Consider the following 24,916-nt stretch of genomic DNA (forward strand, 5'->3'; position numbering starts at 1 on the left):
ATGTCTTCCTGCATCGCGCTGATCGTCGCCGCCGGCACCGGCCAGCGGTTCGGCGGTGAGCGGCCCAAGCAGTATCTCGATCTGGCCGGACAGCCCGTACTGCGCCATACGGTGGAGGCGTTCCGGCGCCACCCCAAGGTGAGCGCGGTGCGCGTCGTCATCAATCCCGCCTTTCGCGATCTCTACGATGCGGCCGTCGTGGGGCTGGACCTGCCCGAACCGGTAGCCGGCGGGGCGTCCCGCCAGGATTCGGTGCGCAACGGGCTGGAGGCGTTGACCGACTCGGCGCCGGGCCTCGTGCTGATCCACGACGCGGCCCGCCCGCTGATCGACGCCGGCACCATCGACGCGGTGATCGCGGCGCTCGACACCCACCCTGCGGCGCTGGCCGCCGTTCCGGTCGCCGACACGCTGAAGCGCGGTAAGGATGGGCTGGTGGCCGGCACGGTGGACCGCGTGGGCCTGTGGCGCGCCCAGACCCCGCAGGGCTTCCGCTTTCCCGACATCCTGGCCGCGCATCGCGCCGCCGCCGGGCTGGAACTGACCGACGACGCGGCGGTCGCCGAACGCGCCGGGCTGCCGGTCGCGCTGGTGCCCGCCAGGGAGGAGAATTTCAAGGTGACGACCCCCGACGACCTGACCCGCGCCACCCGTGCGCTCGACTCCGCCCTGTCCGACATTCGCACCGGATCGGGCTTCGACGTGCACCGCTTCGCCGAGGGCGATCACGTCACGCTCTGCGGCGTGCGGGTGCCGCACACCCACCGGCTGGACGGCCATTCGGACGCCGACGTCGGGCTGCACGCGCTGACCGACGCCATCCTGGGCGCGCTGTGCGCCGGTGACATCGGCAGCCACTTCCCGCCCAGCGACCCGCAATGGCGCGGCGCCGACAGCGCGCTGTTCCTGAAACACGCGGCGGAGTTGGTGACGGCGCGCGGTGGGCGGATCGCCCATGTCGACGTGACGATCATCTGCGAGCGCCCGAAGGTCGGCCCGCACCGCGAGGCGATGACCGCGCGTGTTGCCGAAATTCTGGGCATGCCGGTGGACCGGGTCAGCGTGAAGGCGACGACGACGGAGCGGCTGGGCTTCACCGGGCGCGGCGAGGGCATCGCGGCGCAGGCGATGGCGACGGTCCGTCTGCCGGGATAGCATGAGCTTTCCGTAGCCCTCTCCCGCGACGGGAAAGGGGCTGTTTCTGGCACGACGAAAGGGACCCGCATGTTTCCCGATCACATCCGCGAACTCGCCGCCAAGCTGCTCGCGGAATATGAATTGGCCGGCTACACCCTGGCGACCGCCGAATCCTGCACGGGCGGCCTGATCGCGGGGGCGCTGACCGATATCGCGGGTTCGTCCAAGGTGGTTGACCGCGGCTTCGTCACCTATTCCAACGTCGCCAAGTCCGAGATGCTCGGCGTGCCGCACAGCCTGATCTACGCCCACGGTGCGGTTAGCCCGGAGGTGGCGGTGGCGATGGCGGTCGGGGCGCTGGCGAAGTCGAAGGCCGATGTGACGGTGGCGGTCACCGGAGTCGCCGGACCCGGCGGCGGGACACCGGAAAAGCCGGTCGGGCGCGTCTACATCGCCACGGCAGTCCGGCGCGGTGCCGCCAAGCACAAGGAATACACCTTCCCCGGCGACCGCGAGGCGGTGCGCCTCGCGACGGTCCAGACCGCGCTGGAGCGGCTGCGCACGGCCCGGCCGGAAACCGGGATTCGCTGAGGGAACACCGGCCTCAGGCGGTCCGCGCCGCAGCTGGCCGGGTGGCGCCGTTGCCGTAGAGCTGGTTGGCGCGGGTCTCGAAGGCCTGCACCATCCGGCGCACCGCCTCGTTGAACAGCACGCCCATGATCTTCTGCAGCATCTTCGAGCGGAACTCGAAGTCCACGTAGAAATCCACGCAGACGCCGCCCTCGTGCGGGGTGAAGATCCAGTGGTTGTTCAGGTACTGGAACGGCCCCTCGGTGTACTGGACGTTGATGCGGCGGTTCGCCTCATCCAGCTCCACCCGCGAGGTGAAGCGTTCGCGGACCATCTTGAAGCCGATGACAAGGTCCGCGAACATCACGTCGCCTTCGCGGCGGCGGATGCGGGCGGCGAGGCACCAGGGCAGGAACTCCGGGTACTTCTCCACGTCGGCGACCAGCCGGTACATCTGCTCCGGCGTGTAGGGAAGAACCTTCTTTTCCGCGTGCGTCGGCATACCCGCTCCGTTTCTCTTTCGGCCGCCTCTCAGCCCGCCGCCTCTCAGCCCGCCGCCTTTCAGCCCGCCGCCTTTCAGCCGGCCGTTGCCGCGAGCTTGCGGAGGCGAGCCTCCCGCAGCTTCGCGAAGTCCGCCCCCGCGTGATAGCTGGAGCGGGTCAGCGGCGTCGAGGCCACCATCAGGAAACCCTTGCCGCGGCCAAGTGTTGCGTAGCTCTGGAATTCTTCCGGAGTCACGAACCGGTCCACCGCCGCGTGCTTGGGCGTCGGCTGGAGGTACTGGCCGATCGTCATGAAGTCAACATCGGCGGCGCGCAGGTCGTCCATCACCTGCCCGACCTCCTCGCGCGTCTCACCCAGGCCCACCATGATTCCGGACTTGGTGAACATGGACGGGTCCAGCTCCTTCACACGCGCCAGAAGCTGCAGCGAGGTGAAGTAACGGGCGCCCGGACGGATCGTCGGGTAGAGGCGCGGGGCGGTTTCCAGATTGTGGTTGAAGACGTCCGGCTTCGCCTCGACCACGACCTCCACGGCCCCCTTCTTCTTCTGGAAGTCGGGGGTCAGGATCTCGATGGTGGTGTCGGGGGACGCCGCGCGGATGGCGCGGATGGTCCGGGCGAAATGCTCCGCCCCACCGTCCTCCAGGTCGTCGCGGTCCACCGAGGTGACGACGACGTGGCTCAGCTTCAGCTGGGCCACCGCCTCCCCCACATTGTCCGGCTCGTGCGGGTCGAGCTGGTCGGGACGGCCGGTGCCGACGTTGCAGAAGGCGCAGCCGCGGGTGCAGACGGAGCCGAGGATCATGAAGGTCGCGTGCTTGTGCTTCCAGCACTCCCCGATGTTCGGGCAGGCCGCCTCCTCGCACACGGTGTTCAGCTTGAGCCCGCGCATCAGGTTGCGCGTCTCGTTGTATTCCTGGCTGGTCGGCGCCTTGACGCGAATCCAGCCTGGTTTGCGCTGGATCGGGTTGTCGGGCTTGTGGGCCTTTTCGGGATGGCGAAGCTTCTCGGGGTGATCGGCCACGGTCATGGTCTGAAGTGCTCCCACGGGCTGCCCGATGGCAGCGCCGATGCTGAACGGTAACGCGCCACCGACCGCGCAAGGGGCGGCGCAGGGAACGGCGCAAGGCCGGCGGACACAGTCCCGCCGGATAGGCCGGAATGACCGACCGGTCAAGTCTGATTATCGGCCGCGACGACACAACACCGCCAAAAGGATGACGGAGTCGCAATCGTTGCTCCCCCGCCCCGTAGGGCGAGGGAGGAAACGACCGTCGATCAGACCACACTCAGTCGATCAGAAGGGCCACTTAAAAGTGGATGGCCCGACCGTAGGCATCAAGAACCGACTCGTGCATCATTTCCGACAGGGTCGGATGCGGGAACACCGTCTGCATCAGCTCCTGCTCGGTGGTCTCCATGGTCTTGGCGACCGTGTAGCCCTGGATCAGCTCCGTCACCTCGGCGCCGACCATGTGGGCCCCCAGCAGTTCGCCGGTCTTGGCGTCGAACACGGTCTTCACCATGCCGTCCGCCTCTCCCAGAGCAATGGCCTTGCCGTTGCCGATGAAGGGGAAGCGGCCGACGCGGACCTCGTAGCCCGCCTCCTTCGCCTTCTTCTCGGTCAGACCGACCGACGCGATCTGCGGGTGCGAGTAGGTGCAGCCCGGGATGTTGCGGACATCCAGCGCGTGCGGGTGCTTGCCGGCGATGTGCTCGACGGCGATGACGCCCTCGTGGCTGGCCTTGTGGGCGAGCCAGGGAGCCCCCGTCACGTCGCCGATGGCGTAGACGCCCGGCTCGTCGGTCTGGCAGTTGGCGTTGGTCTTGATGTGGCCGCGGTCGGTCTGGACCTTGGTGTTCTCCAGGCCCAGATTCTCGGTGTTCGGCGAAATGCCGACGGCGAGGATCACGCGGTCGACCGTGATATCCTCGGTCTTGCCGTTGGCTTCCACCGCCACCGTCACGCTGTCGGCACCCTTGCGCAGGTTGCCGGCCTTGCCGTTGGTGATGATGCGCATGCCCTGCTTTTCGAACTGCTTGCGGGCGAAGGTCGAGATTTCCTCGTCCTCGACCGGCAGGATGCGGTCCATCACCTCGACCACCGTCACCTTGGCGCCCAGCTCGTTGTAGAAGCTGGCGAACTCGATGCCGATGGCGCCGGAGCCGATGACCAGCAGCGACTTCGGCGTCGTGTTCGGGGTCATCGCCTTGCGGTAGGTCCAGACGAGGTTGCCGTCGTCCTCCAGACCCGGCAGGGTGCGGGCGCGGGCGCCCGTGGCGATGATGATGTTCTTCGCCCCGAAGGTGCCGACCGCCGCACCGCCCTTGGTCACGGCCACCTGCCCCTTGCCGAGCAGCTTGGCCTCGCCCTCGATGACGGCGACCTTGTTCTTCTTCAGCAGGTGCTTGACGCCGCCGTTGAGCTGCCCCGCCACCTTGCGGGACCGCTGAACGACCTTGTCCAGGTCGAAGGACGGGTTCTGGATGACCAGCCCGTACTCCGCGGCGTGCTTGGCGTTGCGCAGCACCTCGGCGGAGCGCAGGAGCGCCTTGGTCGGGATGCAGCCCCAGTTGAGGCAGATGCCGCCGAGGTTCTCACGCTCCACCACCGCGGTGCTGAGGCCGAGCTGGGCGGCGCGGATCGCCGCCACATAGCCGCCCGGGCCGCCGCCGATGACGATGAGGTCGTAGTTCATGTCAGCCATGGTCAGCGCCCCCTTACAGCAGCATGCTCAGCGGGTCCTCGATCAGCTTCTTGAAAGCCGCGAGGAATTCCGCACCCTGCGCGCCGTCGGCGACGCGGTGGTCCACGGTGACCGAGACGGTCATCACGGTGGCGATGGCGAGCGCGCCGTTCTTCACGACCGGACGCTGCTCACCGGCGCCAACCGCCATGATGCAGGCCTGCGGCGGGTTGATGATCGCCGCGAACTCCCGGATGCCGTACATGCCGAGGTTGGAGATCGAGAAGGTGCCGCCCTGGTACTCCTCCGGCTTCAGCTTGCCGTCGCGGGCGCGCTCCGCCAGACCCTTCATCTCGTTGGAGATCTCGGCCAGCCCCTTGGTCTCCGCCTTCTTGACGATGGGCGTGATCAGGCCGGTCGGGGTGGCCACGGCGACCGAGATGTCGACGTGGTCATAACGGAGGATGGCCTCCTCCGACCAGGCGGCGTTGATGTTCGGGAACTTCTTCAGCGTCAGCGCGGCGGCGCGGATGACGAAGTCGTTGACCGACAGCTTGTAGTCCTTGGAGCGGGCGTTCAGGTCCGAGCGGACCTTCAGCAGCGCGTCCAACTCGCAGTCGATGGCCAGGAAGTAATCCGGCACCGTCTGCTGCACCTCGGTCAGACGACGGGAGATCGTCTTGCGCATGGAGCTGTTCGGCTGCGCCTTGTAGCGCATGCCCAGCTTGTCCGAGAGGTCCTTGGCGTCGATGCCCGCGGCCTTCGGGGCCGGAGCGGCGGCGGCCGGAGCAGCCGCCGGGGCGGCGGCGGGAGCCTGGGCGAGCGCGCTGTCGTCCTCGCCCTCTTCCAGCAGCACGGCGATCGGGGTGTTCACCGCGACGCCCTGCGTGCCGGCCTGCACGAGGATCTTGCCGAGACGGCCTTCGTCGGCCGCCTCCACTTCCATGGTGGCCTTGTCGGTTTCGATCTCGGCGATCACGTCGCCGGACTTCACCGCGTCGCCTTCCTTCTTCAGCCACTTGGCGAGGTTGCCCTCGGTCATCGTGGGAGAGAGGGCGGGCATGAGAATCTGGATGGTCATTCGCTCGCCCTCCTTACTTGCGGTAGCAGGCCTTCTTCGCCGCTTCCGCGATGCGGTCGGGCGAAGGAAGGACGAGCTTTTCCAGGTTCGCCGCGTAGGGCATCGGCACGTCGAGGCCGGTCACGCGGATCACCGGGGCGTCCAGATAGTCGAAGGCCTGCTCCATCATCAGGGCCGACAGCTCGGCACCGATGCCGCAGGTCGGCCAAGCCTCCTCGACGGTGACGAGGCGGTTGGTCTTCTTGACGGAGTTGACGATCGTCTCGGTGTCGAGCGGACGGATCGTGCGCAGGTCGATGACCTCGGCGCTGATCCCGTCCTTCTCCAGCAGATCGGCGGCGGCGAGCGCGTAGCTGACCATCAGCGAGTGGGCGGTGATCGTCACGTCCGTGCCGGCGCGGCGGATCTTGGCGCGGCCGATCGGAACGATGAAGTCCTCGCTCTCCGGCACCTCGAAGGACTGGCCGTAGAGGATCTCGTTCTCGAGGAAGATGACCGGGTTCGGATCGCGGATCGCCGACTTCATCAGGCCCTTGAAGTCCGACGCGCTGTAGGGGGCGACGACCTTCAGACCCGGAATGCTGGCGTACCAGGGGGTGAAGTCCTGGCTGTGCTGCGCGGCGACGCGGGCGGCGGCGCCGTTCGGGCCGCGGAACACGATCGGACAACCCATCTGGCCGCCGGACATGTACAGCGTCTTGGCGGCCGAGTTCACGATATGGTCGATCGCCTGCAACGCGAAGTTGAAGGTCATGAACTCGACGATCGGGCGCAGGCCGCGGAAGGCCGCGCCGACGCCCAGGCCGGCGAAGCCGATCTCGGTGATCGGCGTGTCGATGACGCGGTCGGCGCCGAACTCCTGGAGCAGGCCCTGCGACACCTTATAGGCGCCCTGGTACTGCGCGACTTCCTCGCCCATCAGGAAGACGGTCGGGTCGCGGCGCATCTCTTCGGCCATGGCGTCGCGCAGCGCTTCGCGGACGGTCTTCTTCACCGTCTTGTCGAAGAACTTGTCCTCGTCCGAGGCCGGCGGCGCGGCGGCCGGGCCGCTGGCCGGACCGACCGGCAGGGTGGCCGGGGCGTGCGCGCCCGTGTCCTTCACCACCGGCTCGGCGGCGACCTTCGGGGCCGGCGTCGGGGAGCCGGACACGGCGTCGGTGACGCTCTCGCCCTCGCCGAGGATCACGGCGATGGGGGTGTTCACGGCGACGTTCTCGGTGCCCTCGGCGACCAGGATCTTGCCGATGCGGCCTTCGTCGACCGCCTCGACCTCCATGGTCGCCTTGTCGGTCTCGATCTCGGCGAGTACGTCGCCGGACTTGACCTCGTCACCTTCCTTTTTGACCCACTTCGCCAGCTTGCCCTCGGTCATGGTGGGCGACAGCGCCGGCATCAGCACTTCGATCGGCATTCCTCAACCTCCGGCGGCGCGGGTTCGCCGGGAGGCATAGCCTCCGGCCCTCGGCGCCGCTCCTCTTATCGTTGTCGTCAGGCTTCGACCAGGACGTCCGTCCACAGCTCCGCCGGATCGGGCTCGGGGCTCTGCTGCGCGAATTCGGCAGCCTCGGTCACCACGGCCTTGACCTCGCGGTCGATCTCTTTGAGCTGGTCCTCGGTCACGTAAGCGCCTTCCAGCAGGACGCGCTTCAGGTTGTCGATCGGATCGGACTCGCTCCGCATCTTCTCGACCTCCTCCTTGGTCCGGTACTTGGCCGGGTCGGACATCGAGTGGCCGCGGTAGCGGTAGGTCTTCATCTCGAGGATGACCGGGCCGTTGCCGGCGCGGATGTATTCCACCCACTTGTCGGCGGCCTCGCGGACCTCGAGGACGTCCATGCCGTTGACCTGATGGCCGGGAATGCCATAGGCCGCGCCGCGCTGGTGCAGCTCGCCCGCCGAGGCGCGCTCCTGCGAGGTGCCCATGGCGTACTTGTTGTTCTCGATCACGTAGAGCACCGGCAGCTTCCACAGAGCCGCCATGTTGAAGCTCTCGTAAACCTGACCCTGGTTGATGGCGCCGTCTCCGCAATAGACCGCGGACAGGCCGTCATCCTTGTTGTACTTGTGCGAGAAGGCGAGACCGGTGCCCAGCGGAACCTGCGCGCCGACGATGCCGTGGCCGCCGTAGAAGTTCTTCTCGCGGCTGAACATGTGCATCGAACCGCCCTTGCCCTTGGAGTAGCCTCCACGGCGGCCGGTCAGCTCGGCCATCACGCCCTTGGGGTCCATGCCGCAGGCCAGCATGTGGCCATGGTCACGGTAGCTGGTGATGACGTCGTCGTTGTCCTTCAGCGCGGCCTGGATGCCGACCACAACGGCTTCCTGGCCGATGTAGAGGTGGCAGAAACCGCCGATGAGGCCCATGCCGTAGAGCTGGCCCGCCTTCTCCTCGAAGCGGCGGATCAGAAGCATCTCGCGATAGTACTTGATCAGATCCTCGGTCGAAGCGGCCTGCTTCGAAGCGGAGTCAGTCTGCGCCTTCGGACGGCGTCGTGACGCGGCCATGTTTCCTCCCCAGGGTTTATGCAGCGACGGCAAGCGAACAGCCAGGGCTGCAGCACGTTGCGAGGGTACATCCCACTTATGAGGGTGCATCCCCCTCGCACCGGAAGCGGATGCGGGGCGCACAGTACACGACAAGCGCACGAGACGCAAATATCTGTTTTTAAACGCGAAATTCGGCGTTAACCGGCATTCGGTTAATTCACTGATATGACCTACTTCTCAGCGCTAGCATCACCTTCGGCCTGCGCCGGAGGGAGTGCGATTATGACGTCGCGGGGGCCTGAAAGGTTCAACATCGTGCGCGCACGCTCGTCCAGCATGTCGCGGTCCAGGTGGTCGCTGCGCATCAGTTGCGCGCGGCGGTCCATTCGCTCGCGCTCGGCTTTCACCTGATCCAGGACGGATTCCGCCGTGGCGATCTCCGCCTTCAGGTGGTTCATGGCAAGCAGCCCGCGGTCCCCCTGGACGGCGTAATAGACGAAGTAGGCGACGACGCAGGAGCCGATGGCCGGCCCGATGGCCTGGCGAAGGGCGCTTTTCGCGGCGCGTTTCAGCGAGTCGGTGAGGTTCTGGAGCATGGTCATGGCGGTATGATGGAATCATACGCGATTCCTTCGGTCAAACGGAAAAGAAGCAATCCGAAAGAATTCACCGCGCCATGCTCTTTGCGCCGCTGAGTAATAGGCGGCTTACACCCCCAAAGGAGAGGGACACAGTGCGCAACCTTCGAAAGAAGGCGGGTGGCGCTTCACTCCGGCGGGACCTCGCGCGGGCGGCGGTCCTCGCCGATGGCGACGTAGGTGAACACGCCCTCCGTCACCTTGATCGCCTCCCCCGCGCTGCGCTGGCGTCGCACCCAGGTCTCGACCCGCACGCGGATGGAGGTTCGGCCCACCTTGGTGACATGGGCGAAGCAGCTCACCTCGTCGCCGACATAGACCGGCTTATGGAAGGTCATCGCCTCGATCCCCACCGTCGCCACGCGCCCGCCCGCCCGGCGCAGGGCGGCGACGCCGCCGGCCAGATCCATCTGGGACAGCAGCCAGCCGCCGAAGATGTCGCCGTTGGGGTTGGTGTCCGCCGGCATGGCGATGGTGCGCAACGCCGGACCGCCTTCCATATCGGGATGGGCCATGTCCGGTTGGGCCTGGTGCTGATCGGTGGGAGTGCCGTCGCTCATCGTGCCTCCGCCCTCGTTCATTCTGGGGTCGAAAAAGCGCATCACAAAATATGGTGCGGGGAGTATATAGGAGCCACCGCATGCGCTTGCGCAGCCCTGACGAAATTCCTATAACTGGGGCCATGAGCGATCTTTTCGAGAACACGGCGCGCAAGGCCGAGACCTATTCCGCCCAGGATATCGAGGTTCTGGAAGGGCTTGAGCCCGTCCGCCGGCGCCCCGGCATGTACATCGGCGGCACCGACGACCGGGCGCTGCACCATCTGGTGGCCGAGGTTCTGGACAACGCCATGGACGAGGCGGTGGCCGGCCACGCCAGCCGCATCGACCTGGAGCTGACCGTCGACGGCACGGTGGTGGTGCGCGACAACGGGCGCGGCATCCCGATCGACGACCACCCCAAGTACCCGGGCAAGTCGGCGCTGGAGGTCATCCTCACCACCCTGCATTCGGGCGGCAAATTCTCCAACAAGGTCTACCAGACCTCCGGCGGCCTGCACGGCGTCGGACTGTCGGTGGTGAACGCCCTGTCGGACCGGCTGATCGTCGAGGTGGCGCGCGACCGCCAGCTCTACGTGCAGCACTACAGCCGCGGCCTGCCCCAGGGACCGCTGACCCGCCAGGGCGCGGCCAATCGCCGCGGCACGACCATCCGCTTCCACGCCGACCCCGAAATCTTCGGCGAGGCCGCGCATTTCGAGCCGCACCGTCTGTACCGGCTGGCGCGCTCCAAGGCCTACCTGTACCGGGGCGTAGAGATCCGCTGGAACTGCGACCCGTCGCTGCTGTCGCCCGACAGCACCACCCCGGCGCAGGAGACGCTGCATTTCCCCGGCGGCCTGCTCGACTACCTGAACGCCGCCCTGAAGGAACGCCGGACGCTGACCCGCCTGCCCTTCTCGGGTGCGCTGGACTTCCCGAACCAGCAGGGCCGCGTGGAATGGGCCATCGCTTGGCCGGAGGATGACGAGGGCTTCTCGCACACCTACTGCAACACGGTGCCCACCCCGCAGGGCGGCACGCACGAGGCCGGTCTGCGCGCCGCGCTGACCCGCGGTCTGAAGGGCTATGGCGAACTGACCAACAACAAGCGCGCCGCCCAGGTCACCGCGGACGACGTGATGGGCGACGCCTGCATCCTGCTGTCGGTCTTCATCCGCGAGCCGCATTTCCAGGGCCAGACCAAGGAGAAGCTGGTCACCGCCGAAGCCCACCGGCTGGTCGAGGCGGCGATCAAGGATCATTTCGACCACTGGCTGTCGGGCGACCCGTCCTCCTCCAAGGCCCTTCTGGAACGGCTCATCGAGAAGGCGGAGGAGCGCGCCAAGCGCAAGCAGTCCAAGGAGCTGGGACGGAAGTCCGCAACCCGGCGCCTGCGTCTGCCCGGCAAGCTGGCCGACTGCTCCCGCAACTCGCCGGAGGGCACCGAGATCTTCCTGGTCGAGGGCGATTCGGCGGGCGGTTCGGCCAAGCAGGCGCGCAACCGCGAGACCCAGGCCATCCTGCCGCTGCGCGGCAAGATCCTGAACGTTGCCTCGGCCTCCTCCGACAAGATGAAGGCGAACCAGGAGCTGAACGACCTCACCCAGGCGCTCGGCTGCGGGGTTGGGAAGGATTTCTCCAGCGACAAGCTGCGTTACGAGCGGGTCATCATCATGACCGACGCCGACGTGGACGGCGCGCACATCGCCTCGCTGCTGATGACCTTCTTCTATCGGGAGATGGGCGGGCTGATCCAGAACGGGCACCTGTATCTGGCCCTGCCGCCGCTCTACCGCATCAGCCACGGCGCCAAGTCGGTCTACGCCCGTGACGACGCCCACAAGGACCAGCTCATGAACAAGACCTTCAAGGGCAAGAAGGTGGAGATCAGCCGGTTCAAGGGCTTGGGCGAGATGATGCCGGCCCAGCTCCGCGAGACGACCATGGACCCGGCCAAGCGGACGCTGCTGCGCGTCGTCGTGCCGAACAGCGCCGACCCCGAGCAGGCGGAGGACGTGAAGGCCACCAAGACCCGCGTCGAGGAGCTGATGGGCCGCCGTCCGGAGCTGCGCTTCCAATTCATCCAGGAGAACGCGAAGTTCGTCCGGGTCGACGACATCGACGTGTAACCCGCGGCGCTGTACGCTCGTTTGCGTACAAAACAACGCTGTGAGACTCCGGCCGCATGACTGCGACGCTCGCCCTGTACCAGACGGACCTGTTCCGCCCGACCTACCGTCCGTGGAAAGGCAAGCGCTGGGAGCTTCTGCTCGCCCCGATGCTGATCTGCAAGGGCTACTGGAGCGAGGCGATGCTGGTCACCGACATGGCGGGGCTGATCCGTCATGACGGGCCGACGTCGCGCACCTGGATGTCGATGACCCCCATGGAGATCGAAAGCCAGGAGATCGGTTGCCGCTTCGCGGCGGGGCACACGGTGGTCATGGGGCTTGGCATGGGCTGGGCCGCCGCCAACGCCGCCCTGCGGCCCGAGGTCACGCGCGTCACGGTCGTCGAACTCGACCCAGAGGTGATCGCGGTGAATGCCACCATGGACGTGTTCGGCCAGCTTCCGCCCGAGGCCGCCGCCAAGGTGACGGTGATCCAGGGCAACGCCCTCGCCCACAGGCCCGACGAGCCGGCGGACACTCTGATGGCCGACATCTGGCAGCCGCTCTACGGTGACGACCGTCTGGAGCAGGTCCGCCGGATGCGGGACAACACCGGCGCCACCCGAGTCTACTATTGGGGCCAGGAGATGGACATCGCCCAGCGCGCTCGCCATCTGAGTCTGCCTCTGGACGCTGCCTCGGTCGCCAGAATCATGGCGGACATGGGGCTGCCGCTGATCGGCCCCGCGGAGGTCGCCAACTATCCGAATCTGATCGAGCGCGCTGCCCGGAACTGGCTGCGTCCGGATTGGACGCCGCCAGGTTACGCGGTCGGCTGAGCGGCGGCTCTTCCGGGGGCGCGGGCTTGCAGCCACCCCAGCGGCATCCCATGATTGTTCACCCCATGTCCACCCAGCAGCCCAGGCGAGCCATGACCTTCCTGTCCCGTGCCGGTGTTCTCGCCCTCTGCGCAATGGCGGCGGCCTGCACCAACGAACGCGTGGTGGCCGACCTGCCCGTCCCCGCCTACACGCTGAGCGAGGTGTCCTACGCCGCCTCCAACCGCGATCTGCGCGTGGTGATCCACGGCAATCCCTTCGGCATGGACCCGCAGACCTTCGGGCCGCTGGTGACCGCCAACATGCAGAACCGCATCTCCGGCGTGCGCACCAACTTCACCACCACGCCCAACCAGACGGCGCGGCCCGATTACCGTGTCGTCCTGGCCTTCAACCCCGCCGAGACCACCCTGAACTCATACCTGTGCAGCGGCCAGCCCCTGCGCACCAGCCCGCCCGGCGGTCCCATCGTGGTCCAGGGGGCCTTCTGCCGGGGCGGCGGAACGCTGTCCTCGGCCACCGGCTGGCTCGACCGTCCGCAGGGACCGAACGACCCGGATTTCCGGTCGCTCATCAGCGACATGACCTTCGCCCTTTTTCCGGCCCGCCGCGCCGACCTGGACGGCTGCGGCGGGGGTCCTGACTGCTGAGGCACGGAAGGACGGCGTTCAGGCGTAGAGCAGCCACTGCCGCAACAGAGCGGTGACCGCCTGCGGCTGTTCCATGGCCGACAGATGGCCACAATCCTCGATCAGGGCGAGGCGGGCGCCGGGAATCCCCTCGGTGATCTCCTCGTGGAGAGCCGGGGGCGTGATGGCGTCCTGCCGCCCGCACAGCACCAGCGTCGGGCAGGCGATGGCTCCCAGGCCGGGACGGCTGTCCGGGCGGTTCATGATCGCCGTCTGCTGGCGCGTGTAGCCGTCCGCCCCGACCCGCTGGGCCTGGGCCTGCACCGAGTCGACCAGGGCCGTTTCGCCCGTCCGGTCGGGATGGACGAGGCGCGGCATGCCGGCGGCCACCACCTGCCGCAACCGCCCCTGCCCCACCAGACGAACGGCGTCCTGGCGCGTGGCCGTCTGCTCCGGCGTGTCCGGGCGGGCGCTGGTGTCGAGCAGGGCGAGCTTCGCCACCCGCTCCGGCGCTTGCCGCAGAATTTCGAAGGCCACATAGCCACCCATCGACAGGCCGGCGAGCGCGAATCGCGCCGGCGAGCGCGCCAGCACCGCGGCGGCGAGGGCGGCCATGGAGTCCTGGCCGGTCAGGTCGCCAACGGCCGGCTCCGCCACATCGGCGAGATGGCCGGTCTGGTGCTCCCACAACGCGGCGTCCAGCGGCATGCCGGGCAGCAGGATCAGGGGAATCCGGTCGCTCATCCCTCTTCCTTTCTCGCTCTGACTGTTTTCATCCGATCAGCGAATCAGATCCAGCACCGCCTTGAAGGCGGGGATGTCCGACCGCTCCATCCACTCAAACAGGACCATCTCCGTGCTGACGACGGTCGCCCCGGCGGCGCGCATGCGGGCGATGCCAAGCTCCGCGTTGGCGGGCGTGCGCGACGACACGGCGTCGGCCACCAGCACCACCTCGAACCCCAGCCCGATCAGCGACAGCGCCGTCTGCATCACGCAGACATGGGCCTCCGACCCGGCCAGCACGATCTGTTGCCGACCAATCCGCTCCAGCCGTTCCAGAAAGGCCGGCTCCCGCGCGGCGGAAAAGCTGATCTTCTCCACCACCCCGTCCGGCGGCAGCAGGGCGCGCAGGGAGGCGGCGGTCGGGCCGAGGCCCTTGGGGTACTGCTCGGTGGCGAAGGCGGGCACGCCGAGCAGGGCCGCGCCCCTCAGCAAGGTGGCGGCGTTGCGCTCGACCCGCGCGGACTCGGCGATCGACGGCATCAGTTTTTCCTGGATATCGACCACCACCAGGACGGAGCGTTCGGAGGAAAGAAGCATCGGAGGGCTGCCTTTTTTCATTATCCGGTCCAGGTGGGGGAAAGAGCCGGAAGAAGGCCCACAACCCCCGCGCAGGCCGGATTTCCGCGGTTTGTACGGTCTTTTCACAGCCTAGCCGAGCGGGCGCGGGGCGCCAAGCGGCCCTTCCGGACCCACGCGATGCACGATTCCATCACAAGGTCTATTGACAGCGCCCTTTGACTTCATATTCTGCCGCACCATCTACTCGTCGGGCCGTACCGGCACGATTTTCGCACTCCAGACAGAAACAGGTTGGATGCTCTTTTCGGAACTTGGGCTTGGACCTGACGTCCTGCGGGCAATCGAGGATAAAGGTTACACCCAGCCGACGCCAATTCAGGAACAGGCCATTCCCTGGGTCCTGCAAGGCCGCGACGTGCTCGGCTGCGCGCAAACCGGCACCGGGAAGACGGCCAGCTTCACCTTGCCGATGATCGACATCCTGGCCTCGGGCCGGGCACGGGCGCGCATGCCCCGGTCGCTCATCCTGGAGCCGACTCGGGAGCTGGCGGCGCAGGTCGCCGAAAGCTTCGAGACCTACGGCAAGCACCACAAGCTCAGCATGGCGCTTCTGATCGGCGGCGAAACCTTCACCGAGCAGGTGAAGCGGCTGGACCGCGGGGTGGACGTGCTGATCGCGACGCCGGGCCGTCTCATCGACCTGTTCGAGCGCGGCAACATCATGCTCAACGACATCAAGGTCTTCGTCATCGACGAGGCGGACCGGATGCTCGACATGGGCTTCATCCCGGACATCGAGCGGATCGTCAGCAAGCTGCCCAAGCTGCGCCAGACGCTGTTCTTCTCCGCCACCATGCCGCCGGAAATCCGCCGTCTGGCCGACGCCTTCCTGTCGAATCCGAAGGAAGTGACCGTCGCCCCGCCGGCCTCCCCGTCGGAGACGGTGACCCAGGCCATGGTCCTGGTGCACGAAGAGGACAAGCGCAAGGCGCTGCGCCACCTGCTGCGCACCGAGGACGTCAAGAACGCCTTCATCTTCTGCAACCGCAAGCGGGACGTCGCCATCCTGCAGAAGTCGCTGGAGAGCCACGGCTTCAACGCCGGCGCGCTGCACGGCGACATGGTGCAGTCGAAGCGGACGGAGACGCTGGAAGCCTTCAAGAAGGGCGAGATCACGCTGCTCGTCTGCTCCGACGTGGCGGCGCGCGGCCTGGACGTGCAGGGCCTCAGCCACGTCTTCAACTTCGACGTGCCGATCAGCGCCGAAGATTATGTCCACCGCATCGGACGCACCGGCCGGGCCGGTCGCACCGGCCGCGCCTTCACCCTGGCCAGTCCGCTGGACGGCAAGCAGGTGTCGGCCATCAGCCGTCTCATCAAGCGGGAGATTCCGTTGATCGCCATTGACGGCCTCGAGTCGGCCGAGTTCCTCAGCGAGGACGAGGCGCGCCGCGGCCGCAGCCGGGGCCGTGGCAAGGACAAGGAGCGCGGCGACCGCGCGCCGCGCGAGCAGCGCGCCGAACGTCCCGAGCGCGAAGAGCGCGCGCCCCGCGAGGAGCGTCAGGCCCGTGAGGAGCGTCAACCGCGTGAGGACCGCCCGAGCCGGGAGGACCGTCCGGTGCGCGAGGAGCGGCAGCCCCGTGAGGAGCGCCAGCCGCGCGAATCGCTGGCCGCTGCGGAAAGCCGCCGCCAGGAACCGCGCCGGGATCGGGACCGCGATCGCCGTCGTCGCCGCGACGAGGACGAGGACGACACACCCGTGATCGGCTTCGGCGACCATATGCCGGCCTTCATGCTCCGCTCGGCGCGGCGCCCCGCCCCGGCCGAACCCGCCGAGCAATCCTCGCAGGAGGGCTGACCGCCATGCAGACCATCTTCGTCATGGTCAAGTGCGAGCTGGGCAAAGCCTATCAGGTGGCCGATCAGGCCGTTCAGGACATCGAGCAGGTGTCGGAGGTGCATTCCATCTCCGGCCAGTACGACCTGCTGATGAAGTGCTATCTCCCCCAGGATCTGGACATCGGCCGATTCGTCACCGAAAACATCCAGACCCTGACCGGGGTGCGCGACACCTTCACTCTGATCGCCTACAAGGCCTTCGCCTGAAGGTGCGACGGGTACGGAAGGTGTCGTAAAGAGGCGCTGACCGGCTGCGAAAAAAGGGGACGTCCGCTGCTTGCGGCCGGTCCCCTTTTTCATGTTTTGCCCGGTCGGCAACAGGCATCGGACAATTCGCGAAACATGCCGCGAAACCGTTGACTTGGCGGGTTGGTTACCTCAAACGTTCGGCATGTCCCAGCTCCCGTCCCGACATGCCCGGCGCGCCCGCGCCACCAGCCCGAAGATGCATCGCCCGTTGGACCGCCGGTCGCTGGTCCTGCGGTCCGGCATCGTCGCCCTGATGGCCGCCTGCGGCGTCGTCATGGCCGATCTGGCCGACGCGCAGCAGCCTCCCCCTCCGACGCCGCAGGCGAACGCCGCGCCGCCTTTTGGGGCGACCGGGCCGGAGCAGGGGGGGCGGCTGGAAGTCGTCGTTCCGTCATCGGGACCGGCTGCGGGAGCGGCCGCAGGAAAGCCGCAGGACCCCCCGGTCCTTCTGGGAGCGGACACCGTCACCTTCGACGAGGCGAACAGCCTCGTGACCGCGTCGGGCAACGTGGAGCTGTCGCAGGGCGCGCGGACGGTCCACGCCGATACGATCACCTACAACCAGAAGACCAAGGTGGTGATTGCGTCGGGCAACGTTCGTCTGGTCGAGCCGTCGGGCGACATCCTGTTCTCCAACTACGCGGAACTGACCGACGACATGCGCGACGCGTTCGTCGAGAATGTCCGCGTGCTGATGACCGACAACAGCCGCATGGCCGGCGCCGAAGGCGAGCGGCGCGGCGGGCGGCTGATCCGCCTGAACCGGGCCGTCTACAGCCCCTGCGAACTGTGCAAGTCGGATCCGACCCGTGCACCCGTCTGGCAGATCCGCGCGGCCCGCGTGGTCCAGGACAACGAGGACCATGAGGTCCGTTACCGCGATGCCTTCATGGAGATGTTCGGCGTCCCGTTCTTCTACACCCCCTATCTGTCCCACCCCGATCCCACGGTGGACCGGCGCTCGGGCTTCCTGACGCCGAGCTTCCGGAACAGCTCCGAACTCGGTTTCGGCGCCATCACCCACTATTATTGGGACATTGCACCGGACCAGGACGCCACCTTCGACCTCGGCGGCTATTCGAACCAGGGGGTGTTCCTGGGCGGTCAGTACCGCAAGCGCTTCGAGAACGGGCGACTGCAGCTCGACGCGTCGGGCACGCAAGGCGAAATCCCCAACGGCACGCTGAAGGGCGCCGACGACCGGCGCTGGCGCGGACACGCCTTCGCCAGCGGCCTTTTCGACATCGACGAGACCTGGCGCTGGGGCTTCAATCTGAAGCGCGCGAGCGACGAGCTGTATTTGCGCCGCTACTTCAACATCCGCGACGAGGTGCTGACCAGCCGCGCCTTCGTCGAGGGCTTCAACGGACGCAACTACGCGGCGGTCAACGCCTACAGCTTCCAGGACCTGCGCTGGGGCAACACGGTGCAGGAGCCCTACGTGCTGCCTGAGGTGCGCTACAACGCCCTGGGCGAACCCGGCAGCCTGCTGGGCGGGCGCTGGTCCCTGGACAGCAGCCTGCTGGCCATCGCCCGTCCGGGCAGCGGCGGTCCGGACACCCAGCGTGTGGCCATGCAGCCCGGCTGGCAGCGGGACATCTACTCCAACCTCGGTTTCGTCACCACGATCGAGGGCAGCGTCCTGCTGGCCGGCTACACCGCCCAGCGGTTCGATCCGAACGACCCGGCCAGCACGGGCAACGACAGCGTTCAGCGCCTGCGCTTCTTCCCGCAGGCCATGACCACGGTCCGCTACCCCTTCGTCCGCTACGGCGAGAGCAGCTTCCAGACCATCGAGCCGATCGGTCAGATCAGCGTGTCGCCGAAGGTGGACAACGATCCGGCCTTCCCGAACGAGGACAGCCTCGACGTCGAGTTCGACGAGGTCAACCTGCTGATGCCCAACCGCTTCACCGGCATCGATCGCCTGGACGGCGGCCTTCGCGCCACCTACGGCCTGCGCACGACGTTCCAGGGCTACAAGACGGGCTCGGCGAGCCTGTTCGTCGGCCAGAGCTTCCGCGCCGACGATACGGAGAACTTCCGCGGCGGGTCGGGTCTCGACAAGAAGTCGTCGGATTACGTCGGTCGCCTCGACCTGCGCCCGGCGGACTGGCTGGACGTGAATTACGGCTTCCGCATCGACCACGACACGCTGAAGCCGCGCCGTCATTCGGTCACCGCATCGGCCGGGGTGCCGCTGCTGCGCGTCGCCGGCACCTACACCTATGTCGATCAGACCGAGAATCCCTACGTCGTCGAGCGGAACGAGGTGGAGCAGGCGGGCATTTCGGTGTTGTCGCAGTTCTCGGAACACTGGTCGATCGGCGTGTCCCATTCCCAGGCATTCCGTCCCGATGCGGGACCGCGCGCCAGTGCGGGCGTGCTCCGCTATCAGGACGAATGCCTGATCTTCGAAACCATCGCCCAACGCGACTACACCGTCATTCAGAACGGCGAGCAGGAGGGGAACACCATCTTCTTCCGCTTCGTGTTCAAGAATGTGGGCGAGTTCCGCACGCCGGGCATCAGCGCCGGATTCCTCGGTCCGTCGGGAGCCAGCAACTGATCGGGAGCAGCGTCTTCCGCCAAGGTCAAGGGGTTGCATCGGGCGGCCGATCTGGGTAGCCATAGCACCCTCTCCTTCCGCTCGGATTTGCTGCACATGGCCTTGGGACGCTACGACTACGAACGCCGTTATCGCCGCCGCTTCTGGGCGGGATTCGCGAAGTTCGGTCTGTTCGCCGCCGTTCTCCTCGGTGTCGGTCTGTTCGCCTACCAAATGGGCATCGAGCAGTTGAAGGGCCGTGACGTCACGTTGCGGGAAGAAATCTCCACCCTGTCGCGCCAGAAGGCGGAACTCGAACTGCTGGCCAGCCAGATGCAGCACGCCGCCCGCACGGCGGAGGCCCGCGCCGCGGATCTGGAGGCGCGTCTTCAGCGCGAAGTGCCCTCGGGCGATCTCGCGCGGCTGACCGGGCTGGTGTCGGAGCGTCTGAAGGGCGGCATGGACCCCAACCGCCTTGCCTTCGTGATCGCCCAGGTCCAGGCGGTGCGCAATTGCCAGCCGGCGGAAACCAAGCGCTTCGCCCTGGCCACCCCGCTCCTTAAGTCCGGCAACCGCAGCACCAGCTTCAACAACGGCGCGGTGACCGTCAGCGGCGAGGGCCAGTCGTCGCGCAACGCTCAGGGCAACGCCGAGAGCTGGTTCGATCCGGCCCAGCCGGTGACCATCAAGATCGCCGGCATGGGCGGCAAGGAGACGGTCGCCAAGGGCGTTCTGCCCCTGCACCAGACGGTGGTGATCGACAACAACGAGTACCGGTTCACCTTCGCGCCCGGCGCCCGCTCCTTCGTGGATGTGACCGCCGACCGCTGCCCCTTCCCTTAATCCTCGTCGCGGACGGCAAACGGTCGCGGCGGCTTGCCGGCCATGTGGATGTCCCACATCGTCGCGTAGGCGCGCTCCAGGGCGCGGGCCAAGCGGTCGGCATCGAACAGCGGCGCACGCTCCCTCTCTGCCATGAGGCGTGCTTTCAGCCGGGCGATGCCGTCCGGATCGCCGGCCAATCGCAAGGCCGTGTCCTCGTAATCGGCAAGCGACCGCACCGCCAGTTCGGGCAGGCCGGCGGCCCGCAGCAGGCTCGTCCCGACGCGGGACGCAAAGCCCTCCCCCGCCACCGTCAGCACCGGCACGCCCGCCCACAGCGCGTCGCTGGCCGTGGTGTGTGCGCCAACCGGTGTGGTGTCCAGGAACAGGTCGGCCAGACGGTAGCGCGCCAGATGCTCCGCCGGGGGGCGCCGGGGGGCGAAGACCAGCCGGTCGGCCGCCACGCCACGCCGCATCGCCTCCCGCCGCAGATTCGCGCTCGCCTCCGGATGGCTGTCGAGCAGCCACAGCACGCTGCCCGGCACCGCGTGCAGCAGGCGGCACCACAGGTCGAACAGGGCCGGCGTGATCTTGTAGGCGGCGTTGAAGCAGCAGAAGACCATGCCCCGCTCCGGCAGGCCGCAGGCCGCACGGGACGGAGTCGGACCGATCGGCCGGCTTCGGTCGTTGGGCTGGTAGCAGACCGGAAGCTGAACGATCCGCTCGGCGTAGAAGGGCTGGTGATCGAACGGTGTGACCAGCGGGTCGCCGATCACGTAATCGATGAAGCCGGCGCCCATCGTTCCCGGATAGCCCAGCCACTGCGCCTGCACGGGGGCGGGCCGATGGGCGGCGATCTCGGGCCGGGCGAGCTGGGTGTGGCCCTTGAGGTCCACCAGGATGTCCACCCCATCCGCCCGGATGCGCGCCGCAGCGTCGGCGTGGGAACAGGCGGCAAGGTCCATGAAACGGTCGAAGGCGGCGGTCAGCCGGCGCCGCATCGGGCCGCCATCGTCAGGCCCGTAGCTGCAGCCGACGACCTCGACCCGATTCCGGTCGTGGCGCTCGATCAGTTCCGCGATGAGGGCGGCGGTGGCGTGCTCGTGATAGTCGGCGGAGAGATAGCCGATGCGCAGCCGGCCGCGCGGTCCGGCGTCGCGGCCGGCCGGCATGGCGGCGACGCCCTGCGTCCTCCAATCCGCGTAGCGGCGGGCGCAGGCCAACTCCGCCGCCGGGCCGGCGCCTTCGCCAAGGAAGATCCAGGGGTGGACCTGCCGCGTCCCGTCGCCGCGCACCAGGGCGGCCAGTTGCGCGGAACGCTCCGCCAGCCCGTCCCAACGGCAGAGATGCCGCATCTGCTGGACGAGCTGCGCGAGCACGCCGCCGGCATCGGGCAGGCCGAGCGCCAGGGCGCGTTCGAAGGCGGGCAGGCTGTCGGCGAGCCGCCCGGCCTCCTTCACCATCAGCCCAAGATTGGCGTGGGCCTCGGCCAGATCGGGGCGCAGGGCCAGGGCGTTGCGGTAACAGCCGGCGGCGGCGGCCGCCCGGCCGTACCCCTGGAGCACCGCACCGAGGTTGAGCCAGCCGGGCACCAGCGTGGGGTCGAGCGACACGGCACGGCGCAACGCCGTTTCCGCCGCCTCCCAGCGCCCCAGCGCGCGCAGCAGGACACCCTGATTGCAGGGGGCGGGGGCGAAGCGCGGCATCAGCCGCGCGGCCTCGCCGTAGGACTCCGCCGCCTCCGCGGTGCGGCCCAGCGCCTGGAGGGTCAGGCCCAGATTGAAATGGTTGCCGCCGAAATCGGGCAGCCAGGACAGGGCGGCACGATGGTGCGCCACGGCTTCGGCCGCCCGTCCCTGCCGCCGCAACGCCTCGCCAAGGGCGGAGCGGGCCACCGCCTCCTCCGGAGTCCCGGGCTCGCCCAACGCGTCGAGCGCGCCGAACAGCCCGGCCAATGCCGCGGAATCGCCGGGCTTGGCGGCCAGCGCCGAACGGCATTCCCCGATCCGGGCGCGGAGGTCGGCGGTCATGGGCGGCGGTGGCTTACTTGCGGACCCAGCGCCCGCCCGACAGCACATATTGGCCGGCAGGAGTGCGCTCGATCAGCTGCTTTCCGGCCAGAGCCTGGACCTGATCCACCGAGGTGCCGTTGCTTCCCGCGATCTCGCGGTAGCGGGCGATACGCTGGGCGTTGACCTGCTCGGCGAGCTGGGCCGCGGCGGCCGGCGCGCCGGGGACCGCCCCGACCAGCCCATCCGGCCGTTCACCGATCTGCCCGGCGGCCTTGGCAGCACCCAGGGCGTCCTGGGCCGGGGCCAAGGCGGGACCCGACAGGGCGAGCGCCAGGACCAGCCCGGCGGCGGCAAACATGCGCTTCATGGCTTCCTCCCTCCCTTCGCACCGCCCAAGCTGTCCTGGGACGGCGGCAGGCCGAACAGGGCCGGATCGTCGGCGATGGCCTTTTCCAGGTCGCGTTCGACCTTCACCCGGACTTCCTGTTCGATCCGGATGTTCAGGTTGATTTCGATGGGCTTGTCGGGCGCCTCGACCTTGACGGTCGGGGTGCAGGCGCCCATTCCGGCCCCCAACCCGGCGATCAGTGCGGCGGTCAGGACGCGCCGGCTTCGAACCATGTGTCTCATGGATTCCTTCGTTGGAACTCCGTCATGCGGTCGCGCACCGTATCGGGTATGCGGTAAGTGTCCAGGCTCTGCCGCAGGATCCGGTCGAGCGCGCCGCTCACCTTAAGGTTAAGCGCGACCGGATAGCCATCGTAGAATGCCGGGTTGGACCCACGGATGGCGATGCCGACCGCCAGCTCGCCACCGGCCTGTCCATCGACGGTGGCGCTCAGCGTGTCGTAGCGGAAGTCGGTCAGCGCGCCCATCAGCAGGGCCGTCGGGCTGCCCTCCTCCCCCTTCAGGAAGCCGGGCGGATTCTCGGGGTCGTACCGCAGCGTGCCGGGCGCGTCGGCCTCCAGAAGCCCGCCATCCAGATGAACGGAGTCGGCCGCGATGCGCACCGGAAGGCGCCCGCTGACCGTTCCGCTGGCCTCAAGCCCGTCCACCGCGACCATCGCCAGCATCGGGCCGAGATGCACGCGCTCCGCCCGCAGCGTGACCGTTCCCAGCGGCGCCACCGGGTCGATGGCGAAGGGGTCCGCCCGCAACACCCCACCCGCCCAATGCCATTCGGCGCGCTCCACGCTCAGCCGCCCCTTCGTCCCGTAGCCGAAGCGGAGGGTGCCGTCGGTCAGCGGCAATCCGACGTCGAGCAGCTTCACCGCCAGAGTCTGGCCGGGCGCGACCACCGGCGGGAACAGGCTGGGAAGCGACAGCACCCCGTTGATCCCGCTGGCCGACACCGGGCCGAACCGTCCGGCGAGGTCGGCGAGCAGCAGGTCGCCCTGGGCCTTCAGCGCCACGCCGTCCCAGGTGAGTCGGGCCTTGGCGGTCAGGGTGCCCACCGTCTCGGCAATCGTGTCGGCGCCCGTCCAGTGGGTCAGGACCGGCAAGCCCTTGGCCGGGGCGGTCAACGTCGCCTGCCCGCGGTGGGTCGCGCCGTCGCGGGTCATGGTGAGGCGCAGCGTCCCGCCGGCCGTGCCCCGCGGTGTCGCCAGCGTCACCGCCGCGTCGCCGAGCTGGATGGTGTCGATGGGAACCACGAGGTTTCCGCCACCCGCCGCGCCGCTGTCGCTGCCCGCCCCGGCGGAACCCGTCAATGGGTAGCCGGCGACGCGCAGGACGCCGTCCTTGGCCACGTCCAGCCTCAAGCGGACGCCCGCAAGATCCACGCGTTCGATTCGCCCCTCCAGAAGGGCGTCCGTCGGATGACGGATGGTGAGCGTTCCGCCGACCGTGCCCTGCCGGTCCAGGCGGACCACGGCGCTGGTCTGCTCCACCGACAGGTCGGTCACCATCACGGTGGCATCCGGGAAGCCGGCGCGGCGCAGCGCCTGCGTGGCGGCGGTGCCGGCCAGATCGGTCCGGTGCTGCACGGCGAGGGCGACCGCGCCACCGATCAGCACCAGCTTCACCAGCACCAGCCATCGTCTCAACCGCCGCACGCTTTGCTGCCGCACGCCCCACCCCTCGCCGTCCAAAGTGCCATCGGTCTCTTTCGGGTATGAACACCCGAAAGGCAGTCTATCGTCCATCGCGGCCGGGACGCGACCGTGCAGCGTTGGGACAATGATGAGGCGGCGGCGGACGGGGATCGGATGGGCGCCGATGAAGGCAGCCCCGCAGGGCGTCTTTGCATCGGCGCCGGTTTCCCCTATGGTCGCGTCCGCGGAATCGGCACATCGGAGTGTTTCGCATGTTGCGGTGGACGCGCATTCTCATGGCGGCACTGTTCGCCACATTCATCTTCGCTCAGGGGGAGGCCAAGGCCTTGGATCCGGAAAACACCCTCTACCTCGACCTCAAGGACGGCCGCGTGGTCATCGAACTGCGCCCCGACCTGGCACCGAACCACGTCGCCCGCATCAAGGAGCTGACCCGTCAGGGCTTCTACAACGGCGTCGTCTTCCACCGCGTGATCGACGGCTTCATGGCCCAGACCGGCGACCCGACCGGCACCGGCACCGGCGGTTCCGGCAAGAAGCTGAAGGCCGAGTTCAGCAACGAGCCGCACGTCCGCGGCACGCTGTCGATGGCCCGCACGCCGGACCCGGACAGCGCCGACAGCCAGTTCTTCATCTGCTTCGCCCCGGCCGCGTTCCTGGACAAGCAGTACACCGTCTGGGGCAAGGTCGTCGAAGGCATGGAATTCGTCGACAAGATCAAGAAGGGCAGCCAGTCCCGCAACGGTCAGGTCAGCGACCCGGACAAGATCGTCAAGATGCAGGTTGCCGCCGACGCCAAGTAA

At 68.0% G+C, this 24,916-nt stretch carries 24 protein-coding genes; 10 read left to right on the forward strand and 14 right to left on the reverse strand.

Annotated elements, in window-relative coordinates; translation table 11 throughout:
- Both ABAZ39_RS17155 and ABAZ39_RS17160 read left to right on the forward strand, forming a co-directional pair.
- Positions 1-1,155 carry a bifunctional 2-C-methyl-D-erythritol 4-phosphate cytidylyltransferase/2-C-methyl-D-erythritol 2,4-cyclodiphosphate synthase gene (locus ABAZ39_RS17155; RefSeq protein WP_040134122.1) on the forward strand — a complete coding sequence of 385 codons (1,155 nt, stop codon included), beginning with the start codon at positions 1-3 and terminating at the stop codon, positions 1,153-1,155.
- Between the two features lie 69 nt (positions 1,156-1,224).
- On the forward strand, positions 1,225-1,728 hold the full coding sequence (locus ABAZ39_RS17160) for a CinA family protein (RefSeq protein WP_040134123.1): 504 nt from the start codon (positions 1,225-1,227) through the stop codon (positions 1,726-1,728).
- A gap of 13 nt (positions 1,729-1,741) precedes the next feature.
- Here the strand turns inward: ABAZ39_RS17160 and ABAZ39_RS17165 are convergent, their stop codons facing one another.
- The 8 genes from ABAZ39_RS17165 to ABAZ39_RS17200 form a co-directional block, all read right to left on the reverse strand.
- Entirely contained in the window at positions 1,742-2,209 is a 468-nt protein-coding gene (locus ABAZ39_RS17165; RefSeq protein WP_040134124.1) for a type II toxin-antitoxin system RatA family toxin, read from the reverse strand.
- A gap of 74 nt (positions 2,210-2,283) precedes the next feature.
- Positions 2,284-3,240, reverse strand: a complete 957-nt coding sequence (gene lipA / locus ABAZ39_RS17170; RefSeq protein WP_040134125.1) for a lipoyl synthase — start codon at positions 3,238-3,240, stop codon at positions 2,284-2,286.
- 280 nt (positions 3,241-3,520) lie between these two features.
- Positions 3,521-4,918 (reverse strand): dihydrolipoyl dehydrogenase, encoded by a 1,398-nt coding sequence (lpdA, locus tag ABAZ39_RS17175; RefSeq protein WP_040134126.1) that lies wholly within the window; start codon positions 4,916-4,918, stop codon positions 3,521-3,523.
- A gap of 13 nt (positions 4,919-4,931) precedes the next feature.
- Positions 4,932-5,978 carry a 2-oxo acid dehydrogenase subunit E2 gene (locus tag ABAZ39_RS17180; protein ID WP_040134127.1) on the reverse strand — a complete coding sequence of 349 codons (1,047 nt, stop codon included), beginning with the start codon at positions 5,976-5,978 and terminating at the stop codon, positions 4,932-4,934.
- 13 nt (positions 5,979-5,991) lie between these two features.
- Complete coding sequence (locus ABAZ39_RS17185; protein ID WP_014198782.1) at positions 5,992-7,389, reverse strand: pyruvate dehydrogenase complex E1 component subunit beta; 1,398 nt, start codon at positions 7,387-7,389, stop codon at positions 5,992-5,994.
- A gap of 77 nt (positions 7,390-7,466) precedes the next feature.
- Positions 7,467-8,483, reverse strand: a complete 1,017-nt coding sequence (gene pdhA / locus ABAZ39_RS17190; RefSeq protein ID WP_014198781.1) for a pyruvate dehydrogenase (acetyl-transferring) E1 component subunit alpha — start codon at positions 8,481-8,483, stop codon at positions 7,467-7,469.
- Between the two features lie 212 nt (positions 8,484-8,695).
- The gene (locus ABAZ39_RS17195) at positions 8,696-9,067 is read right to left on the reverse strand and encodes an FtsB family cell division protein (RefSeq protein WP_081863119.1); all 372 of its coding nucleotides are present in this window, start codon (positions 9,065-9,067) and stop codon (positions 8,696-8,698) included.
- Positions 9,068-9,231: 164 nt separating this feature from the next.
- On the reverse strand, positions 9,232-9,663 hold the full coding sequence (locus ABAZ39_RS17200; RefSeq protein WP_372684168.1) for an acyl-CoA thioesterase: 432 nt from the start codon (positions 9,661-9,663) through the stop codon (positions 9,232-9,234).
- Positions 9,664-9,785: 122 nt separating this feature from the next.
- On the opposite strand from ABAZ39_RS17200, the gene parE reads away from it, so the two are divergent.
- The 3 genes from parE (at position 9,786) to ABAZ39_RS17215 (ending at position 13,245) form a co-directional block, all read left to right on the forward strand.
- Positions 9,786-11,774 (forward strand): DNA topoisomerase IV subunit B, encoded by a 1,989-nt coding sequence (gene parE / locus ABAZ39_RS17205; protein ID WP_040134128.1) that lies wholly within the window; start codon positions 9,786-9,788, stop codon positions 11,772-11,774.
- A 56-nt stretch (positions 11,775-11,830) separates the two neighbouring features.
- Positions 11,831-12,595: a hypothetical protein gene (locus tag ABAZ39_RS17210; protein ID WP_040134129.1), complete on the forward strand. Its 765-nt coding sequence runs from the start codon at positions 11,831-11,833 to the stop codon at positions 12,593-12,595.
- Between the two features lie 65 nt (positions 12,596-12,660).
- Entirely contained in the window at positions 12,661-13,245 is a 585-nt protein-coding gene (locus ABAZ39_RS17215) for a hypothetical protein (RefSeq protein ID WP_247874640.1), read from the forward strand.
- 18 nt (positions 13,246-13,263) lie between these two features.
- On the opposite strand, the gene ABAZ39_RS17220 is transcribed toward ABAZ39_RS17215, so the two are convergent.
- Positions 13,264-13,968: an alpha/beta fold hydrolase gene (locus tag ABAZ39_RS17220; RefSeq protein ID WP_040134131.1), complete on the reverse strand. Its 705-nt coding sequence runs from the start codon at positions 13,966-13,968 to the stop codon at positions 13,264-13,266.
- A 36-nt stretch (positions 13,969-14,004) separates the two neighbouring features.
- The gene (locus ABAZ39_RS17225) at positions 14,005-14,547 is read right to left on the reverse strand and encodes a hydrolase (protein WP_040134132.1); all 543 of its coding nucleotides are present in this window, start codon (positions 14,545-14,547) and stop codon (positions 14,005-14,007) included.
- Between the two features lie 277 nt (positions 14,548-14,824).
- Here ABAZ39_RS17225 and ABAZ39_RS17230 point away from each other — a divergent pair, with 277 nt between their 5' ends.
- The 4 genes from ABAZ39_RS17230 (at position 14,825) to ABAZ39_RS17245 (ending at position 20,068) form a co-directional block, all read left to right on the forward strand.
- On the forward strand, positions 14,825-16,387 hold the full coding sequence (locus ABAZ39_RS17230; RefSeq protein ID WP_040134133.1) for a DEAD/DEAH box helicase: 1,563 nt from the start codon (positions 14,825-14,827) through the stop codon (positions 16,385-16,387).
- A 5-nt stretch (positions 16,388-16,392) separates the two neighbouring features.
- Complete coding sequence (locus ABAZ39_RS17235) at positions 16,393-16,635, forward strand: Lrp/AsnC ligand binding domain-containing protein (RefSeq protein WP_014198771.1); 243 nt, start codon at positions 16,393-16,395, stop codon at positions 16,633-16,635.
- 184 nt (positions 16,636-16,819) lie between these two features.
- A complete protein-coding gene (locus ABAZ39_RS17240; protein WP_040134134.1) occupies positions 16,820-19,246 on the forward strand; it encodes an LPS-assembly protein LptD in 2,427 nt (808 codons plus the stop codon).
- Positions 19,247-19,342: 96 nt separating this feature from the next.
- Positions 19,343-20,068, forward strand: coding sequence for a hypothetical protein (locus ABAZ39_RS17245; protein ID WP_040134135.1), 726 nt, complete (start codon positions 19,343-19,345; stop codon positions 20,066-20,068).
- Here the strand turns inward: ABAZ39_RS17245 and ABAZ39_RS17250 are convergent.
- From ABAZ39_RS17250 to ABAZ39_RS33120, 4 genes are read right to left on the reverse strand one after another with little or no spacing between them, the layout of a single operon-like run.
- A complete protein-coding gene (locus ABAZ39_RS17250) occupies positions 20,065-22,077 on the reverse strand; it encodes an O-linked N-acetylglucosamine transferase, SPINDLY family protein (protein WP_040134136.1) in 2,013 nt (670 codons plus the stop codon). The genes ABAZ39_RS17245 and ABAZ39_RS17250 overlap by 4 nt on opposite strands.
- Positions 22,078-22,090: 13 nt before the next feature.
- On the reverse strand, positions 22,091-22,426 hold the full coding sequence (locus ABAZ39_RS17255; protein WP_040134137.1) for a YdbL family probable chaperone protein: 336 nt from the start codon (positions 22,424-22,426) through the stop codon (positions 22,091-22,093).
- Positions 22,423-22,680, reverse strand: a complete 258-nt coding sequence (locus tag ABAZ39_RS17260) for a YnbE family lipoprotein (protein WP_051658206.1) — start codon at positions 22,678-22,680, stop codon at positions 22,423-22,425. The genes ABAZ39_RS17255 and ABAZ39_RS17260 overlap by 4 nt, the downstream gene beginning before the upstream one ends.
- A 5-nt stretch (positions 22,681-22,685) precedes the next feature.
- A complete protein-coding gene (locus ABAZ39_RS33120; protein WP_081863232.1) occupies positions 22,686-24,128 on the reverse strand; it encodes an intermembrane phospholipid transport YdbH family protein in 1,443 nt (480 codons plus the stop codon).
- 260 nt (positions 24,129-24,388) lie between these two features.
- Here ABAZ39_RS33120 and ABAZ39_RS17270 point away from each other — a divergent pair, with 260 nt between their 5' ends.
- Positions 24,389-24,916 (forward strand): peptidylprolyl isomerase, encoded by a 528-nt coding sequence (locus ABAZ39_RS17270; protein ID WP_051658393.1) that lies wholly within the window; start codon positions 24,389-24,391, stop codon positions 24,914-24,916.

It is taken from the genome of Azospirillum argentinense (assembly GCF_000632475.1).
GTDB lineage: Bacteria > Pseudomonadota > Alphaproteobacteria > Azospirillales > Azospirillaceae > Azospirillum > Azospirillum baldaniorum.

Bases quoted from the DNA above. Each gene is read 5' to 3' on its own strand.
- ABAZ39_RS17155 (WP_040134122.1), top strand. From the start codon at position 1: ATGTCTTCCTGCATCGCGCTGATCGTCGCCGCCGGCACCGGCCAGCGG.
- ABAZ39_RS17160 (WP_040134123.1), top strand. From the start codon at position 1,225: ATGTTTCCCGATCACATCCGCGAACTCGCCGCCAAGCTGCTCGCGGAA.
- ABAZ39_RS17165 (WP_040134124.1), bottom strand. From the start codon at position 2,209: ATGCCGACGCACGCGGAAAAGAAGGTTCTTCCCTACACGCCGGAGCAG.
- lipA (WP_040134125.1), bottom strand. From the start codon at position 3,240: ATGACCGTGGCCGATCACCCCGAGAAGCTTCGCCATCCCGAAAAGGCC.
- lpdA (WP_040134126.1), bottom strand. From the start codon at position 4,918: ATGGCTGACATGAACTACGACCTCATCGTCATCGGCGGCGGCCCGGGC.
- ABAZ39_RS17180 (WP_040134127.1), bottom strand. From the start codon at position 5,978: ATGACCATCCAGATTCTCATGCCCGCCCTCTCTCCCACGATGACCGAG.
- ABAZ39_RS17185 (WP_014198782.1), bottom strand. From the start codon at position 7,389: ATGCCGATCGAAGTGCTGATGCCGGCGCTGTCGCCCACCATGACCGAG.
- pdhA (WP_014198781.1), bottom strand. From the start codon at position 8,483: ATGGCCGCGTCACGACGCCGTCCGAAGGCGCAGACTGACTCCGCTTCG.
- ABAZ39_RS17195 (WP_081863119.1), bottom strand. From the start codon at position 9,067: ATGACCATGCTCCAGAACCTCACCGACTCGCTGAAACGCGCCGCGAAA.
- ABAZ39_RS17200 (WP_372684168.1), bottom strand. From the start codon at position 9,663: ATGAGCGACGGCACTCCCACCGATCAGCACCAGGCCCAACCGGACATG.
- parE (WP_040134128.1), top strand. From the start codon at position 9,786: ATGAGCGATCTTTTCGAGAACACGGCGCGCAAGGCCGAGACCTATTCC.
- ABAZ39_RS17210 (WP_040134129.1), top strand. From the start codon at position 11,831: ATGACTGCGACGCTCGCCCTGTACCAGACGGACCTGTTCCGCCCGACC.
- ABAZ39_RS17215 (WP_247874640.1), top strand. From the start codon at position 12,661: ATGTCCACCCAGCAGCCCAGGCGAGCCATGACCTTCCTGTCCCGTGCC.
- ABAZ39_RS17220 (WP_040134131.1), bottom strand. From the start codon at position 13,968: ATGAGCGACCGGATTCCCCTGATCCTGCTGCCCGGCATGCCGCTGGAC.
- ABAZ39_RS17225 (WP_040134132.1), bottom strand. From the start codon at position 14,547: ATGCTTCTTTCCTCCGAACGCTCCGTCCTGGTGGTGGTCGATATCCAG.
- ABAZ39_RS17230 (WP_040134133.1), top strand. From the start codon at position 14,825: ATGCTCTTTTCGGAACTTGGGCTTGGACCTGACGTCCTGCGGGCAATC.
- ABAZ39_RS17235 (WP_014198771.1), top strand. From the start codon at position 16,393: ATGCAGACCATCTTCGTCATGGTCAAGTGCGAGCTGGGCAAAGCCTAT.
- ABAZ39_RS17240 (WP_040134134.1), top strand. From the start codon at position 16,820: ATGTCCCAGCTCCCGTCCCGACATGCCCGGCGCGCCCGCGCCACCAGC.
- ABAZ39_RS17245 (WP_040134135.1), top strand. From the start codon at position 19,343: ATGGCCTTGGGACGCTACGACTACGAACGCCGTTATCGCCGCCGCTTC.
- ABAZ39_RS17250 (WP_040134136.1), bottom strand. From the start codon at position 22,077: ATGACCGCCGACCTCCGCGCCCGGATCGGGGAATGCCGTTCGGCGCTG.
- ABAZ39_RS17255 (WP_040134137.1), bottom strand. From the start codon at position 22,426: ATGAAGCGCATGTTTGCCGCCGCCGGGCTGGTCCTGGCGCTCGCCCTG.
- ABAZ39_RS17260 (WP_051658206.1), bottom strand. From the start codon at position 22,680: ATGGTTCGAAGCCGGCGCGTCCTGACCGCCGCACTGATCGCCGGGTTG.
- ABAZ39_RS17270 (WP_051658393.1), top strand. From the start codon at position 24,389: ATGGCGGCACTGTTCGCCACATTCATCTTCGCTCAGGGGGAGGCCAAG.